The sequence below is a fragment of the Planomicrobium sp. CPCC 101079 genome (assembly GCF_007859275.1).
GTDB lineage: Bacteria > Bacillota > Bacilli > Bacillales_A > Planococcaceae > Planococcus.
Window position 1 is genome coordinate 1 of sequence record NZ_VOHC01000009.1, and the last position, 17,213, is coordinate 17,213.

General features: G+C 43.8%; 20 protein-coding genes, 1 rRNA gene and 1 other annotated feature. All 21 genes read left to right on the plus strand.

The genetic code is table 11. From position 1 onward, the window contains the following. The first annotated feature begins 42 nt into the window (after positions 1 to 42). The 21 genes from rrf to rplK all read left to right on the plus strand — a co-directional run bounded on the left by rrf (position 43) and on the right by rplK (position 17,188). Positions 43 to 158 (plus strand): 5S ribosomal RNA (gene rrf / locus FQV28_RS03760). A 137-nt stretch (positions 159 to 295) separates the two neighbouring features. Beyond that, positions 296 to 541, plus strand: a complete 246-nt coding sequence (locus FQV28_RS03765; RefSeq protein ID WP_146494259.1) for a hypothetical protein — start codon at positions 296 to 298, stop codon at positions 539 to 541. 157 nt (positions 542 to 698) lie between these two features. Continuing rightward, positions 699 to 1,169, plus strand: coding sequence for a CtsR family transcriptional regulator (locus FQV28_RS03770; RefSeq protein WP_146494260.1), 471 nt, complete (start codon positions 699 to 701; stop codon positions 1,167 to 1,169). 11 nt (positions 1,170 to 1,180) lie between these two features. After that, positions 1,181 to 1,714, plus strand: coding sequence for a UvrB/UvrC motif-containing protein (locus FQV28_RS03775; protein ID WP_146494261.1), 534 nt, complete (start codon positions 1,181 to 1,183; stop codon positions 1,712 to 1,714). Beyond that, entirely contained in the window at positions 1,704 to 2,795 is a 1,092-nt protein-coding gene (mcsB, locus tag FQV28_RS03780) for a protein-arginine kinase McsB (RefSeq protein ID WP_146494262.1), read from the plus strand. Before FQV28_RS03775 ends, mcsB begins: the two co-directional genes overlap by 11 nt. Beyond that, positions 2,792 to 5,242, plus strand: coding sequence for an ATP-dependent protease ATP-binding subunit ClpC (clpC, locus tag FQV28_RS03785; RefSeq protein ID WP_146494263.1), 2,451 nt, complete (start codon positions 2,792 to 2,794; stop codon positions 5,240 to 5,242). Before mcsB ends, clpC begins: the two co-directional genes overlap by 4 nt. Positions 5,243 to 5,305: 63 nt before the next feature. Then, positions 5,306 to 6,685, plus strand: a complete 1,380-nt coding sequence (gene radA, locus FQV28_RS03790) for a DNA repair protein RadA (RefSeq protein ID WP_146494264.1) — start codon at positions 5,306 to 5,308, stop codon at positions 6,683 to 6,685. 103 nt (positions 6,686 to 6,788) lie between these two features. Continuing rightward, positions 6,789 to 7,886: a PIN/TRAM domain-containing protein gene (locus FQV28_RS03795; protein ID WP_146494265.1), complete on the plus strand. Its 1,098-nt coding sequence runs from the start codon at positions 6,789 to 6,791 to the stop codon at positions 7,884 to 7,886. A gap of 13 nt (positions 7,887 to 7,899) precedes the next feature. Further along, positions 7,900 to 8,595, plus strand: a complete 696-nt coding sequence (ispD, locus tag FQV28_RS03800; protein WP_146494266.1) for a 2-C-methyl-D-erythritol 4-phosphate cytidylyltransferase — start codon at positions 7,900 to 7,902, stop codon at positions 8,593 to 8,595. Beyond that, positions 8,592 to 9,092, plus strand: coding sequence for a 2-C-methyl-D-erythritol 2,4-cyclodiphosphate synthase (gene ispF, locus FQV28_RS03805; protein WP_146494267.1), 501 nt, complete (start codon positions 8,592 to 8,594; stop codon positions 9,090 to 9,092). Before ispD ends, ispF begins: the two co-directional genes overlap by 4 nt. Before the next feature lie 38 nt (positions 9,093 to 9,130). Continuing rightward, on the plus strand, positions 9,131 to 10,594 hold the full coding sequence (gene gltX / locus FQV28_RS03810; protein WP_146494268.1) for a glutamate--tRNA ligase: 1,464 nt from the start codon (positions 9,131 to 9,133) through the stop codon (positions 10,592 to 10,594). 42 nt (positions 10,595 to 10,636) lie between these two features. After that, positions 10,637 to 10,853: a binding site (T-box leader), on the plus strand. 52 nt (positions 10,854 to 10,905) lie between these two features. Then, on the plus strand, positions 10,906 to 11,568 hold the full coding sequence (gene cysE, locus FQV28_RS03815) for a serine O-acetyltransferase (RefSeq protein ID WP_146494269.1): 663 nt from the start codon (positions 10,906 to 10,908) through the stop codon (positions 11,566 to 11,568). Continuing rightward, positions 11,565 to 12,965: a cysteine--tRNA ligase gene (gene cysS, locus FQV28_RS03820; RefSeq protein ID WP_146494270.1), complete on the plus strand. Its 1,401-nt coding sequence runs from the start codon at positions 11,565 to 11,567 to the stop codon at positions 12,963 to 12,965. Before cysE ends, cysS begins: the two co-directional genes overlap by 4 nt. Positions 12,966 to 12,969: 4 nt before the next feature. Further along, entirely contained in the window at positions 12,970 to 13,389 is a 420-nt protein-coding gene (locus tag FQV28_RS03825; RefSeq protein WP_146494271.1) for a Mini-ribonuclease 3, read from the plus strand. Beyond that, a complete protein-coding gene (rlmB, locus tag FQV28_RS03830; protein ID WP_146494272.1) occupies positions 13,386 to 14,138 on the plus strand; it encodes a 23S rRNA (guanosine(2251)-2'-O)-methyltransferase RlmB in 753 nt (250 codons plus the stop codon). The genes FQV28_RS03825 and rlmB overlap by 4 nt, the downstream gene beginning before the upstream one ends. Before the next feature lie 11 nt (positions 14,139 to 14,149). Beyond that, positions 14,150 to 14,659: an NYN domain-containing protein gene (locus FQV28_RS03835; protein ID WP_146494273.1), complete on the plus strand. Its 510-nt coding sequence runs from the start codon at positions 14,150 to 14,152 to the stop codon at positions 14,657 to 14,659. A 70-nt stretch (positions 14,660 to 14,729) separates the two neighbouring features. Beyond that, positions 14,730 to 15,380, plus strand: a complete 651-nt coding sequence (gene sigH / locus FQV28_RS03840) for an RNA polymerase sporulation sigma factor SigH (RefSeq protein ID WP_146494274.1) — start codon at positions 14,730 to 14,732, stop codon at positions 15,378 to 15,380. Positions 15,381 to 15,450: 70 nt separating this feature from the next. Next, positions 15,451 to 15,597 carry a 50S ribosomal protein L33 gene (rpmG, locus tag FQV28_RS03845; RefSeq protein ID WP_146494275.1) on the plus strand — a complete coding sequence of 49 codons (147 nt, stop codon included), beginning with the start codon at positions 15,451 to 15,453 and terminating at the stop codon, positions 15,595 to 15,597. Between the two features lie 59 nt (positions 15,598 to 15,656). Continuing rightward, entirely contained in the window at positions 15,657 to 15,842 is a 186-nt protein-coding gene (secE, locus tag FQV28_RS03850; RefSeq protein ID WP_146494276.1) for a preprotein translocase subunit SecE, read from the plus strand. 97 nt (positions 15,843 to 15,939) lie between these two features. Further along, complete coding sequence (gene nusG, locus FQV28_RS03855; RefSeq protein WP_106534490.1) at positions 15,940 to 16,473, plus strand: transcription termination/antitermination protein NusG; 534 nt, start codon at positions 15,940 to 15,942, stop codon at positions 16,471 to 16,473. 289 nt (positions 16,474 to 16,762) lie between these two features. Continuing rightward, positions 16,763 to 17,188, plus strand: coding sequence for a 50S ribosomal protein L11 (gene rplK, locus FQV28_RS03860; RefSeq protein ID WP_052654209.1), 426 nt, complete (start codon positions 16,763 to 16,765; stop codon positions 17,186 to 17,188). The last annotated feature ends 25 nt before the right edge of the window (positions 17,189 to 17,213 follow it).

Sequence of the window (17,213 nt, forward strand, 5' to 3'; positions counted from 1 at the left end):
GTCGTGTATCCAGTTTTGAGTGAACAAGCACTCTAACAAGAGTCCAGTGATGATGGCAAAGAGGCCACACCCGTTCCCATCCCGAACACGGAAGTTAAGCTCTTTTGCGCCGATGGTAGTTGGGGGTCTCCCCCTGTGAGAGTAGGACGTCGCTGGGCATACCGAAAAAGTCAGAACCGATCAGGTTCTGGCTTTTTTGCGTTCCCTAAGAAAGCATTAGCTTTTTTTAGCAATTACTTACCTAAATGGTTGAATATTACCCAATAAGGGAAAAGCAAAAAATGAGGTGAGGAATATGAAAGCAGGATTATATAAAGTAGAAACAATTGATAAACGAACAGCTTTATTAACTTCAATAGAAGAGCAGCACGATCAGTTTACATTTCCCGTAGCTGATTTTACGCACGATGTTTCAGTTGGAGATGTAGTGGAAATCTGGCGAGAAGGTGTGAAATGGAAAACCAAGTACAGAGAAGAAAAAACTGAATCGATTTCAAGCCATGCAAAAGATTTCATGAAGCGAATGCTTGAAGAAGAATAATTTAAGTTATAGTCTCGAGTGCACTTTTCTCGAGCTTTTTTTGAAGCCTACTTTTTCGAAACGTACTATTTGAAATCTCTAAAATAGTTAGTGTATAATTAAGTCAAATATAGTCAAAGTCAATTTTGACATATTATGTATCGAAGAGGTGAAGGCGATGCGGAATATTTCAGATGTGATTGAAGGTTATTTAAAGCAAGTTATCGAATTAAGCGAGAGAGACCATATTGAAATCAAGAGAAGCGAAGTAGCTGAAAAATTTCAATGTGTCCCTTCTCAAATAAATTACGTTATTAACACAAGGTTTACCGTTGACCGCGGCTATTTGGTGGAAAGTAAAAGGGGAGGTGGAGGTTATATTCGCATTAAGCGAATTCGTCTCCATAAAAAATCAGATGTTTTGGCGGAAATTATTGATCGATTAGAACAAGGTGCAACACAAAGTATGGCAGAAGACATTGTGTTTCGACTGCTAGACGAAGAAATTGTTTCTAAACGCGAGGCAAAATTGATGCTAAGTGCAATTGATCGTTCTACATTGCTTTTGCCTTTGCCTCTTCGAGATGAAGTGAGATCCCGGATTCTCATTGCAATGCTTTTCTCATTAAAATTTCAGTCTAACGCTTAAGAGGTGATCAGATGATTTGCGATCAATGTGGAGAACGTCCTGCTTCAGTAATAGTGAAACAAACACAGCAAGGGCAAACGACCGAACGCCATTTGTGCCATGTTTGCGCAGCTGGAAACCAAAGCATTAATATTGCTTTTGAGCAGGACCCGATGGCTATTCATCAATTATTATCTAATTGGTTTCCTGCTCAACAAACAACGATTAATCCAGTTCGTAAAGAAGTGGCAGTTTGTCCATCTTGTGGATTTACGTTTACAAAATTTTTAAAGTTAGGCAAATTCGGTTGTGCTTCTTGCTACGATACATTTGAACCGCAACTCGATGAAATTTTTAAAAGGCTCCATAATGGCAATACAGAACATACCGGTAAAATTCCCGCTTCTTATGGGAATACGTTAAAAATAAAAAAAGAAATCGAAGAATTACGGAAACAAATGAAGACATCAATTGAAGAAGAAGACTTCGAAGAAGCTGCAAAGTTAAGAGATGAAATTCGCGTATTGAATTCGCAGCTTGAAGGAGGCGTCTCTAATGGCAATTGATCGGTTCCTTCAACCAAGAGCGAGCAGTTGGATGGCTAATGCGGGGGAGAATGTTGACATTGCGATGAGTACACGAATCCGATTAGCACGGAATTTAAGCGACTTTCAATTTCCATATGCTTTTTCAGAAGATGAAGCGCTGAAAGTAGATAAAGCAATTTCAGCGGTATTGTTGGACAAAGGCAGAGAATTGGATTATAACTTTACTCATATTGATATACAAGAAACATCGCAATTAGATCGAGATATCTTGGTCGAGAAGCACTTGATAAGCCCTTACCTTGCTAGAGGTCAGCATTCAGGATCTGTTCTGCTATCTGATAATGAAGAGTTAAGTGTTATGGTCAATGAAGAAGACCATTTACGAATCCAAAGTTTACAGTCAGGTTTTCATCTGCAAGAAGCTTATCAAGTAGCCAATCGACTCGATTCGCTGCTTGAAAAACACTTATCTTATGCGTTTCATGAGAAGTTTGGTTATTTAACAAGTTGCCCGACGAACACGGGGACTGGAATGAGGGCGTCGGTGATGCTCCATCTACCAGCTTTGACAATGTCGCATCAAATCAACCGTATTATTCCCGCTATATCACGCCTTGGTATGGTTGTGAGAGGGAGTTACGGTGAAGGCAGTGAAGCACTTGGGAATGTATATCAAATTTCAAATCAACTTACCCTTGGGAAATCTGAATATGAAATTCTTAAGGATCTTCAAAATATGACCGAACAGATTATCCAGCAAGAACGTCGGGCACGGGAAGCTATTCAAGAAAACTCCCCGGTAGTGTTGGAAGACCGGATTTACCGGTCACTTGGAACGCTTACCTATTCTCGCTTATTGACAACAGAAGAAGCTGCAAGGTGTTTGTCAGACGTACGTTTGGGTATTGATTTAAAAATGATCAAAGATATGGACATGTCCATATTGAATGAATTGATGATTTTTATGCAACCTGCTTTTCTACAGCAATATTCAAATAAGCCACTGCAGCCAAAAGAACGAGATTATGCACGAGCGAAGTTATTTCGCGAACGCTTGAATAAAGAAAGCTTAAATGATGAAGGAGAGGATTTTTTATGATGTTCAACCGATTCACACAACGCGCACAAAAAGTTCTTCAATTAGCTCAAGAAGAAGCAATTCGCATGAAACATGAATCAATCGGCACAGAGCATATTTTGCTTGGCCTGATTCGTGAAGGCGGCGGCATTGCTGCTAAAGCTCTTGAAGCGATCGAAGTGAATACACAATTGATCGAAGAAGGCGTAAAAGAACTAGTTGGTGTTGGCGAGAAAAATGTAGGACCGATTGTCCACTATACGCCAAGAGCGAAAAAAGTTATTGAATTGTCTGTTGATGAATCTCGTAAATTAGGCCATTCTTATATTGGCACAGAGCATTTATTGCTTGCATTGATTCGTGAAGGCGAAGGCGTTGCTGCACGCGTATTAGGAAATGCGGGCGTTAGCTTGAACAAAGCTCGTCAGCAAGTGTTGCAATTGCTTGGAAGCAATGAACAAGCTTCTACTGGCAGCAATCCAAATGCCTCAGCTAATACACCAACTTTGGATGGCTTGGCACGTGATTTGACTCAAGTAGCGCGTGAAGGAAGCCTAGACCCGGTTATCGGGCGCAGTGACGAAATCACACGTGTAATTGAAGTATTAAGCCGCAGAACAAAAAACAACCCAGTTTTGATCGGTGAACCGGGTGTGGGTAAAACAGCAATTGCTGAAGGATTGGCACAGCAGATCATCAATAATGAAGTACCAGAAACATTGCGCGACAAACGCGTTATGGTGCTAGATATGGGTACTGTGGTTGCTGGTACAAAATACCGCGGTGAATTTGAAGACCGCTTGAAAAAAGTAATGGATGAAATTCGCCAAGCAGGCAACATTATTCTCTTTATCGATGAACTTCATACATTGATTGGGGCAGGTGGCGCTGAAGGGGCAATTGATGCGTCGAACATTTTGAAACCATCTTTAGCTCGTGGTGAGTTGCAATGCATTGGTGCAACAACACTTGATGAGTACCGTAAATACATTGAGAAAGATGCAGCTCTTGAACGCCGTTTCCAACCAATTCAAGTAGATGAGCCAACGGTTGAAGAATCAATTCTTATTATTAAAGGATTGCGCGACCGCTATGAAGCCCATCACCGTGTGAAAATCACTGACGAAGCGATTGAAGCAGCAGCGAAAATGTCTGACCGCTATATCTCTGATCGGTTCTTGCCAGATAAAGCAATCGATTTGATCGATGAAGCGGGTTCTAAAGTGAGACTTCGCTCTTACACAACTCCACCTGATTTAAAAGAATTGGAAGCAAGACTTGAAGCTGCACGCCACGAGAAAAACGAAGCCGTGCAAAGCCAAGAGTTTGAAAAAGCAGCTTCTCTTCGAGATGTTGAACAGAAACTAAAAGATCAACTAGAGAAAACGAAAAAAGAATGGAAAGAAAAGCAAGGCAAAGAAGAATCGCAAGTTACCGTAGAAGACATTGCGAAAGTGGTTTCTATGTGGACTGGGATTCCAGTTTCCAAGCTTGCGCAAACAGAGTCCGATAAACTGTTGAACCTGGAACAAATTCTCCATGGCCGTGTTATTGGTCAAGAAGAAGCAGTCACTTCGATTTCAAAAGCAATTCGCCGTGCACGCGCTGGATTGAAGGATCCAAAACGTCCAATCGGTTCATTTATCTTCCTCGGACCAACTGGTGTTGGTAAAACAGAATTGGCTCGTGCTCTTGCTGAATCCATGTTCGGCGATGAAGATGCGATGATTCGTATTGATATGTCCGAGTATATGGAAAGACATTCAACTTCACGTCTTGTTGGTTCACCTCCAGGATATGTTGGTTATGAAGAAGGCGGCCAATTAACTGAAAAAGTTCGCCGTAAACCATATTCAGTTATCTTGCTTGATGAAATTGAAAAAGCTCATCCGGATGTCTTCAACATCTTGCTTCAAGTTCTTGAAGATGGCCGCTTGACTGATTCGAAAGGACGCAGAGTCGACTTCCGTAATACTGTCATCATTATGACTTCAAACGTTGGTGCGGAAGAGTTGAAATACAATAAATACGTTGGCTTTAACTTGGAAGATGCAAAAACTGACTATAAAGATATGAAAGACAAGATGCTTGCTGAATTGAAAAAAGCGTTCCGTCCAGAATTCTTGAACCGTATTGATGATATGATCGTCTTCCACTCGCTTGAAAAAGAAAACTTGCGTGAGATTGTAACGTTAATGACAAAACAATTGACTGATCGTTTGAAAGAGCAGGATATTGATTTGGAATTGACTGAAGCGGCTCTTGATAAAGTGGCGAATGAAGGATATGATCCAGAGTACGGGGCACGACCATTGCGCCGGGCTCTTCAAAAATACGTTGAAGATCGTCTGTCTGAAGAATTGCTGAAAGGTACAGCACTAGCTGGCCAGCACATTATATTTGATGTAGAAGATGGGGAATTTATTGTCCGCACAGACCAACCTACTGTAGAATTGCAGAAGAAGTAAGTAAGGGCGTTCCGCTCGCCGGATTTCCGGCGGGCGGTTTTTTATTAGAAATAGGAGGTCCGTATGGCTAAGAAGAAAACAAAGTTTATGTGCCAATCATGCGGCTATGAATCGGCTAAATGGATGGGAAAATGTCCGGGCTGCGGTGCATGGAATACGATGATAGAAGAAGTGGAAGTGGCAGCGCCTAAAGGGACGCGCGGAGCTTTTCAACATTCGGCGACTGTGGCGCAAAAAGCGACGCCAATCAATTCAATTGAAACCCAGCAGGAGCCGCGGGTAGAGACGAAACTTGGTGAATTGAACCGGGTTCTTGGCGGCGGTATTGTGCCAGGTTCTCTGGTATTGATAGGTGGAGACCCAGGAATAGGGAAATCGACGCTGTTGCTGCAAGTGTCAGCTATGCTTGCTAACAGCGGCAGCCGCGTTTTATATATTTCTGGTGAAGAATCCATCCGGCAAACAAAACTTCGTGCTGAGCGATTGGATGCATCTTCCTCGGAATTGTTCATTTATGCGGAGACGAATTTGGAATTGATCCATCATACGATTGAAGAAGTGGCTCCAGATTTTGTGATTGTCGATTCAATCCAAACGGTCCACCATCCGGAGGTAACATCAGCACCAGGCAGTGTTACGCAGGTGCGAGAAAGTACGGCCGAATTAATGCGTATTGCAAAGACAAAGAACATTGCTATATTTCTAGTGGGCCATGTAACCAAAGAAGGGCAAATTGCTGGACCACGTATTCTTGAGCATATGGTGGATACGGTGCTGTATTTTGAAGGCGAGCGCCATCATACGTATCGGATTTTGCGGAGCGTGAAAAACCGGTTTGGTTCGACCAATGAAATTGCCATTTTCGAGATGCTGCAAAGCGGATTAAAAGAAGTGTTGAATCCGTCAGAACTATTCTTGCAAGAGCGCTCGAGTGGAGCTGCAGGTTCGACGGTTGTGGCATCGATGGAAGGTACGCGTCCAATCCTTGTTGAAATCCAAGCATTGGTGACGCCTTCAAGCTTTAATTATCCGAAGCGTATGGCGACAGGGATTGACCAAAACCGTGTTTCACTTTTAATGGCTGTATTGGAAAAACGGGTTGGTATGCTGCTTCAATCGCAGGATGCCTATATCAAAGTTGCAGGGGGCGTGAAGCTTGATGAGCCGGCAATCGATCTTGCTGTGCTTGCAAGCATTGTATCGAGTTTCCGGGATACTGCGCCGAATGTTTACGACTGTATTGTCGGAGAAGTGGGATTGACAGGCGAAATTCGTCGTGTATCACGGATTGAACAACGCGTCCAAGAGGCGGCGAAGCTTGGATTTAAACGGGCGATTGTACCGGCTTCCAATTTAGGGGGCTGGGATTATCCTGAAGGCATACGCGTAGTCGGCGTTGAAAATGTCAACGATGCATTACGAGAGATATTTCCACAACAGTAAGGAGGCGATTTCGCCTCCTTTTCCTTTGTTCTGAGTACTAATAAGGGTCACAAAGGCGTTTCCTACACAAACAGTGTATAATTAGCAAAAGGAGGTGGAGCACATGTTAAGGAGAATTATCCAGATTTTATTTTTATTGATTGGCGCTACTGTCGGAATTATATTTTTACCTTATGTTTTTGAACTTATCCCTTTTCTTGACAACCCGTGGAGCAATAATGCTATTGTAGCTGCTTTGATCGGAGCCATCGTTTTCTTTTTATTATCTCTTTTGTTTGCAGATTCAATCGTCAAATTTATGAAATGGATGGAAGAAAAGTTATTACATGCCCCAACCCCAGATTTACTTTTTGGGACGGTTGGGTTAATTTTAGGTTTGGTTGTTGCATTTTTGATCGGCTTTGCTTTAAGTACCATTGATATACCAGTGGTTGCTACTGCAGCGCCAATTGTTTTATCGGTTGTGCTTGGTTATTTAGGATTTCAGGTAGGCTTTCAAAAAAGGGAAGAAATGGTGACGATGTTAACGCCACAGCGTTTAGGAGCAGCCAAAAAAGTGGAGGTTGAAGAACCGGTTCAAAAAACCACTTATAAATTGCTTGATACGAGTGTCATTATCGACGGTCGGATTGCCGATATTTCAGCTACCGGTTTTATGGAAGGAACGTTTGTCGTTCCACAATTCGTCCTATCTGAGTTGCAGCATATTGCGGATTCGTCCGATACGCTAAAACGGACGCGCGGCCGTCGGGGCTTGGATATATTGAAGCGCCTACAAAGCGAGCGTGAAGGGGCCATAATGATTACGGAGGAAAGCTTTGATGAAGTTAATGAAGTTGACTTGAAGTTGATGAGAGCCGCGAAGAAAATGGGCGGTCAAGTGGTAACGAATGACTTCAATCTCAATAAAGTCTGTGAGCTTCATAATGTTCCGGTATTGAACATCAACGACTTGGCGAATGCGGTGAAACCGGTTGTCATTCCGGGGGAAGATATGCATGTGGTCGTCATTAAGGATGGCAAAGAACAAAACCAAGGAGTTGCTTACTTGGATGATGGTACGATGATTGTCATTGAAGATGGCAAAGGCTTTATCGGACAGGCAATTGATGTTACTGTAACAAGTGTATTGCAAACTTCAGCAGGGCGCATGATTTTCGCAAAACCGCGAGATGGCCGCCAAGCTTCAATGAATGGGTAAAGGATGTCGCAAAATGAACTATACAGTCGTCTTGCCTGCTGGCGGAAGCGGGAAACGGATGAAAGCAAATAAAAATAAGCTATTGCTGGAACTTCTGGGCAAGCCTATTTTTCTTCATACTTTGGAAGTGTTTCAACACGATCCAAATTGTGATGCAATCTGGCTTGCGGTGAAAGAGGATGAACGCCGGGTAATCGATAGCTATGTAAAAAAGCATAAAATTACAAAAGTTCATGGCTATGCAGAAGGCGGAATGGAGCGGCAAGACAGTGTAAGATCTTGTCTTGAAGCGATTCCGCCTTGCAGCATTGTATTGGTTCACGATGCGGCGCGCCCGTTCATTGACCGCGAAGTGATTGCACGGCTCGTAGAAGCAGCTAAAGCCACTGGTGCTGCTATTGCAGGGGTACCTGTTAAAGACACGATTAAGAAAGCAACAGGTGGCGTGATAACGGAAACGGTGGACCGCAATCAATTGTGGATTATCCAGACGCCGCAAGCTTTTAAATACGAGCTAATATTGAAGGCCGCTAAAACGGCGGTTCAGGATGGTTTCCTTGGAACAGATGAAGCGATGCTCGTTGAGCGCTTGAATTACCCAGTACAGATTGTGGAAAGTACTTATGAAAATGTAAAAATGACGACGCCGGATGACTTGATTTATGGAAAAGCCATTTTGGAGAGCCGGATACAGGAGGAAAAACGATGATGCGAATTGGACAAGGATACGATGTACATCAATTAGCAGAAGGAAGACCTTTTATTTTAGGAGGCATTAATATTCCTCATGACCGGGGATTGCTCGGGCATTCGGACGCAGATGTCTTGCTTCACACTATTACCGATGCGGCACTTGGTGCAATCGGCGGAGGGGATATTGGCAAGCATTTTCCAGACACTGATCCGGAATTTAAAGATGCTGATTCGAAGAAGCTGTTAACCCATATATGGGAAATCGTTAAAAGTGAAGGCTATGAACTAGGAAACGTGGATTGTACAGTTATCGCACAAAAGCCGAAACTGGCTCCTTATATCGAACAAATGCGAGAGTCGATTGCCGGATTGCTTGAAGCAGACGTTTCCCAGGTGAACGTTAAAGCTACCACTTCGGAGCATTTGGGCTTTACAGGGCGCGAGGAAGGAATTGCCGCGCTTGCGGTCATTTTGCTGGTAAAACGCCCACTTTCGCTAGACGTTCCAGAGTGATAGAATAGCAGAAGGATATTTTTTAGGAGGAAAACTACATGACACAACAAGTACGCGTACGCTATGCCCCGAGCCCGACTGGACACTTACATATCGGCGGAGCCCGCACAGCGCTATTCAATTATTTATTTGCCCGCCACAATGACGGAAAATTTATTGTCCGGATTGAAGACACGGATATCGAACGCAATATCGAAGCTGGTGAGCTGTCACAACTCGACAACTTGAAATGGCTTGGCATTGACTATGATGAATCGGTTGATATCGGAGGCGATTATGGTCCATACCGCCAAATGGAGCGTTTGGACTTGTATAGCGGTTATGCACAGGAAATGCTGGAAAACGGATCAGCTTTCAAATGCTTCTGCTCGCCTGAAAAATTGGAAGCGGAACGCGAAGCGCAGAAAGAAGCGGGAATTGCTGCTCCTCAGTACAGCGGAACGTGCCGCAATTTGACAGTAGAAGAAGTGGCCGAAAAAGAAGCGGCAGGTCTTCCCCATACCATTCGCATGAAAGTGCCGGCTGACGTAACGTATGAGTTTGAAGATTTGGTGCGTGGTCCGATTTCATTTGAATCAAAAGACGTTGGGGATTGGGTGTTGGTTAAGACAAACGGCATTCCGACATACAACTTCGCTGTTGTCATCGACGATCACTTGATGGAGATTTCCCATGTGTTCCGCGGGGAAGAGCATTTGTCGAATACACCGAAGCAGCAAATGGTATTCAACGCGCTAGGCTGGGAACACCCAACTTATGGCCACATGACCCTTATTGTCAATGAAGACCGCAAAAAACTATCGAAACGCGACGAATCGATTATTCAGTTTATCTCGCAATATAAAGACCTTGGCTATATTCCAGAAGCATTGTTCAATTTCTTCGCGCTCCTGGGCTGGTCTCCGGAAGGCGAAGAAGAAATCTTCTCGAAAGAAGAATTGATTCGCATTTTTGATGTGAATCGCTTGTCGAAATCCCCTTCAATGTTTGATAAACAGAAGTTGACGTGGATGAACAACCAGTACATCAAAGCAATGCCGCTCGAAGAAGTGGTGAAATTAGCGCTTCCGCACTTGCAAAAAGCCGGAAAACTTCCTGAAACGCTTACGGAAGAACAAGCTGAATGGGCAAACAAATTAATTGCGTTGTACCATGACCAATTGAGCTTTGGTGCAGAAATCACAGAGCTCTCGGAACTATTCTTTGCTGATGAGTTGACATATGGGGAAGCGGAGCAAGAGGTGCTTGCCGGCGAACAAGTACCGGAAGTCATGGCTTCATTCAAAGAACAGCTTGAAGCACTTGAAACGTTCGAACCTGCAGAAATCAAAGCGGCTATTAAAGCTGTCCAAAAAGCGACAGGACACAAAGGCAAGAATTTATTCATGCCAATCCGAGTTGTAACGACAGGGCAAACGCACGGTCCGGAACTGCCGGATTCAATCGCTCTTTTAGGAAAAGAAAAAACGATTGCCCGCGTAGTTGGTTTCGCAAAAGCATAAGATTGACTTATAACTTAAAAAGTGTACAATAAATTTACCATTACGAAATCGTTGACGAGAAGAAGTATATGTAGCATGCGCAAAAGAGAGGGTCATCATCGGCTGAAAGTGATCCGCGCCCCTGCAGCATAGAAATGCCTCTCTGAGTGCTGAGTCGAATCGAGTAGACCAGACGTATTGCCTGCGTTAAAGGTGTTCGAGAGAAGAGGGACCAGTCCCTTTTAATCAGAGTGGAACCGCGCAACTATGCGTCTCTGTCATGCTAATGACAGGGGCGCTTTTTATTTTGGCAGAGAAAGGAGCTGAGCAGCATGTGGAAAAGAATAAAAGACGACATAGATGTTATCTTTGAACAAGATCCGGCGGCCCGCAGTTATTTTGAAGTGATGTTGACTTATTCGGGATTGCATGCCATTTGGGCGCACCGCATCGCGCACCTCTTTTTTAAAAAGAACTGGTTTTTCTTAGCTCGTGTTATTTCTCAAATCAGCCGCTTTTTCACGGGCATTGAAATTCATCCGGGAGCGGTCATTGGCCGCCGGTTCTTTATCGACCATGGCATGGGTGTCGTGATTGGTGAGACCTGTGAAATCGGCGACAACGTCACACTATACCAAGGAGTGACACTTGGCGGTACGGGAAAAGAAAAGGGGAAACGCCATCCAACCCTTGAAGACAATGTCCTTGTTGCGACAGGCGCAAAAGTATTGGGATCAATTACAATTGGCGCCAATTCGAAAGTTGGAGCAGGTTCAGTTGTATTAAAAAATGTACCCGCCAATTCGACTGTCGTTGGAATTCCTGGCAAGGTCGTCATCAAAGACGGCATAAAAGTAAAACCGGATTTGAACCATCAAGATTTGCCGGATCCAATTATGGATAAAGTAGAAGCGATGGAGTTCAAACTGGCTCAATTGCAGAGGGAAGTCGAATTGTTGAGAAAAGCTAAGAAGGAAGAAGGGAAGCTATTATGAGCATACAACTATTCAACTCATTATCACGCGAAAAAGAAGCGTTTATTCCATTAGAAGAAGGAAAAGTAAAGATGTATGTGTGCGGCCCAACCGTTTACAATTATATTCATATCGGCAATGCGCGGCCAGTCATTGTCTACGATACGGTTCGCCGCCATTTGGAATACAGAGGGTATGACGTTACGTATGTGTCCAACTTTACGGATGTGGATGATAAATTGATCAAAGCCGCTAACGAATTGGGTGAAGAAGTACCGCAAATTGCGGAACGATTTATCCATGCGTATTTTGAAGACACAAAAGCGCTTGGCTGCGAGGAAGCAGATATTCACCCGCGCGTTATGGACCACATGCCGCAAATCATCGAATTTATCGAAGCGCTGATTGAAAAAGGCTTTGCTTACGAATCGCAAGGAGACGTCTATTACCGGACGCGCAAATTTGAAGGTTACGGCAAGCTGTCGCATCAATCAGTCGATGAACTGAAAATTGGCGCCCGCATTGAAACCGGCGATAAAAAAGAAGACGAGCTGGACTTTGCGTTGTGGAAAGCAGCCAAGCCAAATGAAATTTTCTGGGAAAGCCCATGGGGCAAAGGGCGCCCAGGGTGGCATATCGAGTGCTCCGTGATGGCGCGCGAGCATTTAGGCGATACAATTGATATCCATGCTGGTGGGCAAGATTTAACATTCCCGCACCATGAAAACGAAATTGCTCAATCCGAAGCGTTGACAGGAAAAACTTTTGCACGTTATTGGATGCATAATGGGTATATAAATATTGACAATGAAAAAATGTCGAAGTCATTGAACAACTTTGTACTGGTTAACGATATTTTGAAAGAGCTGGATCCGCAAGTCCTGCGGTTCTTTATGTTGTCGGTCCACTATCGCCATCCAATCAATTATTCACGAGAATTGGTGGAAGACGCTCGTGCTGGGCTTGATCGTTTGCGTACTGCTTACAGCAATTTAAAACACCGTCTACGTGCATCAGCTGACCTCGGTGACCATTCAGATATTTGGCTATCGAAAATCGAAGAAATCAAAAATGAATTTGTCGATACGATGGATGATGACTTCAATACAGCGAACGCCATCTCAAAAGTTTTTGATTTGTCGCGCCTGTCAAACACGTATCTGATGGAAAAGCAGACGTCGACAAACGTGATCCAAGCATTTATTCAGACTTTTGATGAATTAGTTGCAGTTTTGGGCGTACCCTTCAAACAAGAAGAGGAATTGCTTGATGCAGAAGTAGAGGCTTTGCTTCAAGAACGCATTGAAGCCCGCAAAAACCGTGATTTTGCAAGAGCGGATGAAATCCGTGATTTGTTTAAAGAAAAAAACATTATCTTGGAAGATACTGCACAAGGCACGCGCTGGAAGAGGGGGTAATAAGGTGAACGTTTTACGAAATAGGGACGTTGACCAGTTGAATGCACTGGCCCTCGCTTATATGGGTGATGCAGTTTTTGAACAAGCCGTGCGCGAGCACTTGCTGCGTTCAGGCCATGTCAAACCGAATATGCTGCATCGGCAGTCAACCTCATTTGTGTCAGCAAAAGCACAAGCAATGGTACTGAAGCGGCTGACGGAAGAAGAGTTTTTGACAGAAGAAGAGCTAGCGGTCATGAGAAGAGGACGCAATGCCAAGTCAGGCAGTGTGCCGAAGAACACAGACGTTCAAACTTACAACTTCAGCACTGCATTTGAAGCGGTGCTCGGCTGGTTGTACTTGAAAGAACAACAAGCACGGCTCCACGAAATCGTTTCATACTCGATTGCCATCGTAGAAGAGCTGAGAGGAGTGATCAAATGAGCGAAGAAACAGTACCAGAAATTATTGGCGGCAAGAACCCGGTGCTTGAAGCGCTTCGTGCAGACCGGGATATCAACAAAATCTGGATTGCTGAAGGCGTCCAGAAAAAAGGCATTACGGAATTGCTGCAGCTGGCAAAAGATAAAGGAGTTTTAGTCCAGTTCGTGCCGAAGAAAAAAATTGACGGGTTAACTGACTCGAATCATCAAGGCATTGCAGCAGCGGTTGCTGCTTACAACTATGCAGAGCTTGATGATTTGTTCAAGGTGGCAAGTTCACGGTCAGAAGACCCGTTCTTCTTAATTTTAGATGAATTGGAAGATCCGCATAACCTCGGATCTATTATGCGGACAGCCGATGCGGTTGGCGCCCACGGGCTGATCATTCCAAAGCGGCGCGCTGTTGGCTTGACAGCGGTTGTTGCAAAAGCTTCAACCGGTGCAATCGAGCACATTCCAGTAGTGCGTGTCACGAACTTATCTCAGACGGTAGACGAATTAAAAAAACGCGGCGTTTGGGTTGCTGGAACAGATGCAAAAGAATCGATGGATTACCGGCAGATGGATGCTGCGCTTCCGTTAGCTGTCATCATAGGCAGCGAAGGAAAAGGCATGAGCCGGGTTTTGCGGGATAAATGCGATTTCCTTTACCAGTTGCCAATGGTTGGGTATGTGACATCGCTAAACGCATCAGTGGCTGCAAGCCTCTTAATGTATGAAGTTTACAGAAAGCGCCATCCGCTTGGATAAGGGTAAAGACCATGAATATTCTGCTGGTTGATGGATACAATATCATTGGTGATTGGATGGAGCTGAAAGAGTTAAAAAAGGACAAATTAGCAGATGCCAGAGACCGTCTGATTGAACAGATGGCCGAGTATCGAAGCTTTAAAGGGTGGCGCGTCATCGTTGTATTTGACGCTCATCTTGTACCTGGAATTGAAGCAAAAAACAAGCATCATGACGTTGAAATCATTTTCACAAGGGAAAGTGAAACAGCGGATGAGCGGATTGAAAAACTTGCGTCGAGCTTGAAAACACGGCGCGACCAAATCCATGTCGCGACTTCCGATTCAACGGAGCAATCGGTGATTTTTGCCAAAGGCGCATTGCGTATTTCCGCACGTGAGTTAGAAATTGAAATGGAAGAAATCCAAAGAAAAATAACAAAAAGAGTAAAAGAAATCCAAGAGCAACGGGCGTCATCCAAAATTCCATTGACCGATGAAGTTGAAGAAATTTTCGAAAAATGGAGACGTGGACAAAAATGAACGGTTGACGCTCAAAATTTTCTTCCTGTATACTTGTGTTTAAGAGGCTCGCGCAACCGGAGGGATACCCGTGGGAAATCATGAGCAAGTTCAACCCCAACGCTTTACCGAAATGACAGATGAAGAACTTGTTAGTTTAGTCCACAGCGGAAATACTGAGGCCTTGGATTTTTTAATCACGAAGTTTCGGCATTTCGTACGCATGAAAGCCCGTTCTTATTTCTTGATTGGTGCTGATAAAGAAGACATCATACAAGAAGGCATGATTGGCCTGTACAAAGCAATCCGTGATTTTCGGAGCGACAAATTGTCTTCGTTCCGTGCATTTGCTGAACTATGCATCATCCGGCAGATCATCACGGCCATTAAAACTGCGACAAGACAAAAACATATTCCGTTGAATTCTTATGTATCGCTCGATAAACCTATTTACGATGAAGAATCCGATCGTACGTTAATGGATGTGCTGACGGGGAACGCTATAGACGATCCGGAAGAGTTAATGATTAATAATGAAGAGTTTCTGTACATGGAAGAGAAGATGGGTGAAGTGTTAAGTGATTTCGAACGCGAGGTATTAACTTTTTATTTGGACGGCCAATCCTATCAGGAAATATCAGAGAAATTGGGCCGGCATGTCAAATCAATCGATAATGCATTGCAGCGGGTCAAGCGGAAGTTGGAGCGCCATCTGCAGGCGAATGAGACAGGCACCTCTTGAGGTGCGGTTGACAGGTTAGTTTTAAGGTGATACCCTTGAAAAAGCTGCAAACTCGAATAGGATGAGGGAAATGGCTAAAAAAATCGTTTTAAGCTGCTCGAAGTGTGCATCACGCAATTATACGGTTCCAGCGAAAGCAGAGCCTAGCACCCGTTTGGAACTCAAAAAATTCTGTGCTCATTGCAATGAGCACACCGTGCATAAACAAACGATATGAATTTTACTTGAATGCCGGACGATATAGAGTGATTTTGAAATTCGGAGGTTTTTTAAATAATGGGTAACATTGGTGGGTTCTTCAATAATGTTCTTTCAGAAATGAGAAAAGTCAGCTGGCCAAAACGCAAAGAGTTAACACGCTACACCATCGTTGTTTTATCAACATGTATCTTCATGGCTCTTTTCTTTGCCGCGGTTGATGCAGGCATTTCAGAATTGATCCGCTGGTTCTTAGCACTTTAAGCCAACAAGAATAACGAATAAAAATAGCCCGTCATTCTATTCGAACGGGTTTTTTAATTTGGAAAAAAGGAGGGATGGACGTCTAGTCCGCGCGATTATGGAGAAAAATTGGTATGTAGTCCATACTTACTCTGGATATGAAAATAAAGTAAAAGCGAACTTGGAAAAACGTGTCGAAACAATGGGCATGCAAGACAAGATTTTTCGCGTCATCATTCCGGAAGAGCAAGAAACAGATTTCAAAGACGGCAAAAAACGTACAGTAATGCGCAAAACTTTCCCGGGATACGTGTTGGTTGAATTGATTATGACGGATGAATCTTGGTACGTAGTCCGGAATACGCCAGGGGTTACTGGCTTTATCGGTTCATCAGGCGGCGGTGCAAAACCGACTCCTCTTTTAGATGAAGAAGTTGAATTCATCTTGAAGCAAATGGGCATGGCAGGCCGCAAGCTCGATATCGACTTTGCGGTTAGTGATACGGTTGAAGTAATGGAAGGGCCGTTTGCCAACTTCCAAGGCAAAGTGGAAGAAATCGATGAGACAAAAGGCAAAGTCAAAGTGTCGATTGATATCTTTGGCCGGGAAACAAAAATGGAACTCGATTTCGAGCAAGTTCAGAAGGTATAAAGAGAAACTAACATTCAGCAGGACATCATTCCCCGCCGAATATCAGTTGATCCAATCGGGTTTTTACGGTCAGTAGACTTCCGCTTGAAAAGGCAGAAGTCTTACTGCCCGTTAAAATGGGATAAAAATCGCTTGCTATTCTGTTTCATCAGTGTTATTATTTCATAGGTCAGACTGTCAGAGTACCATCTGAACATTTTAACTAATTCTATCAACCTGATTGATAGACGGATATTGAGTGGGAGGGGAAACCCTATTACCACATCACGGACTTAAGGAGGTGTGTTTCGTGGCTAAAAAAGTTATTAAAGTTGTAAAATTGCAGATCCCTGCAGCAAAAGCAAATCCAGCACCACCGGTTGGTCCAGCATTGGGTCAAGCAGGTGTTAACATCATGGGCTTCTGTAAAGAATTCAACGCGCGTACTGCAGAACAAGCAGGACTTATCATTCCAGTTGAGATTTCAGTATTTGAAGACCGTTCATTTACTTTCATTACGAAAACTCCACCCGCTGCAGTTCTTTTGAAAAAAGCAGCTGGTATCGAGTCAGGTTCAGGCGAACCGAACCGCAATAAAGTAGCGACTGTGAAACGCGATCAAGTTCGCGAAATCGCAGAAACTAAAATGCCAGATCTAAATGCCGCTTCAGTTGAAGCTGCAATGTTGATGGTTGAAGGTACTGCTCGCAGCATGGGCATTACAATCGAAGACTAATTATTAGTAGTTGTTTTTGGATGGG

Bases quoted from the DNA above. Each gene is read 5' to 3' on its own strand.
- secE (WP_146494276.1), top strand. From the start codon at position 15,657: ATGGGTAACATTGGTGGGTTCTTCAATAATGTTCTTTCAGAAATGAGA.
- mcsB (WP_146494262.1), top strand. From the start codon at position 1,704: ATGGCAATTGATCGGTTCCTTCAACCAAGAGCGAGCAGTTGGATGGCT.
- gltX (WP_146494268.1), top strand. From the start codon at position 9,131: ATGACACAACAAGTACGCGTACGCTATGCCCCGAGCCCGACTGGACAC.
- FQV28_RS03795 (WP_146494265.1), top strand. From the start codon at position 6,789: ATGTTAAGGAGAATTATCCAGATTTTATTTTTATTGATTGGCGCTACT.
- rpmG (WP_146494275.1), top strand. From the start codon at position 15,451: ATGGCTAAAAAAATCGTTTTAAGCTGCTCGAAGTGTGCATCACGCAAT.
- cysS (WP_146494270.1), top strand. From the start codon at position 11,565: ATGAGCATACAACTATTCAACTCATTATCACGCGAAAAAGAAGCGTTT.
- FQV28_RS03770 (WP_146494260.1), top strand. From the start codon at position 699: ATGCGGAATATTTCAGATGTGATTGAAGGTTATTTAAAGCAAGTTATC.
- FQV28_RS03835 (WP_146494273.1), top strand. From the start codon at position 14,150: ATGAATATTCTGCTGGTTGATGGATACAATATCATTGGTGATTGGATG.
- cysE (WP_146494269.1), top strand. From the start codon at position 10,906: ATGTGGAAAAGAATAAAAGACGACATAGATGTTATCTTTGAACAAGAT.
- nusG (WP_106534490.1), top strand. From the start codon at position 15,940: ATGGAGAAAAATTGGTATGTAGTCCATACTTACTCTGGATATGAAAAT.
- rlmB (WP_146494272.1), top strand. From the start codon at position 13,386: ATGAGCGAAGAAACAGTACCAGAAATTATTGGCGGCAAGAACCCGGTG.
- FQV28_RS03765 (WP_146494259.1), top strand. From the start codon at position 296: ATGAAAGCAGGATTATATAAAGTAGAAACAATTGATAAACGAACAGCT.
- FQV28_RS03775 (WP_146494261.1), top strand. From the start codon at position 1,181: ATGATTTGCGATCAATGTGGAGAACGTCCTGCTTCAGTAATAGTGAAA.
- radA (WP_146494264.1), top strand. From the start codon at position 5,306: ATGGCTAAGAAGAAAACAAAGTTTATGTGCCAATCATGCGGCTATGAA.
- clpC (WP_146494263.1), top strand. From the start codon at position 2,792: ATGATGTTCAACCGATTCACACAACGCGCACAAAAAGTTCTTCAATTA.
- ispD (WP_146494266.1), top strand. From the start codon at position 7,900: ATGAACTATACAGTCGTCTTGCCTGCTGGCGGAAGCGGGAAACGGATG.
- ispF (WP_146494267.1), top strand. From the start codon at position 8,592: ATGATGCGAATTGGACAAGGATACGATGTACATCAATTAGCAGAAGGA.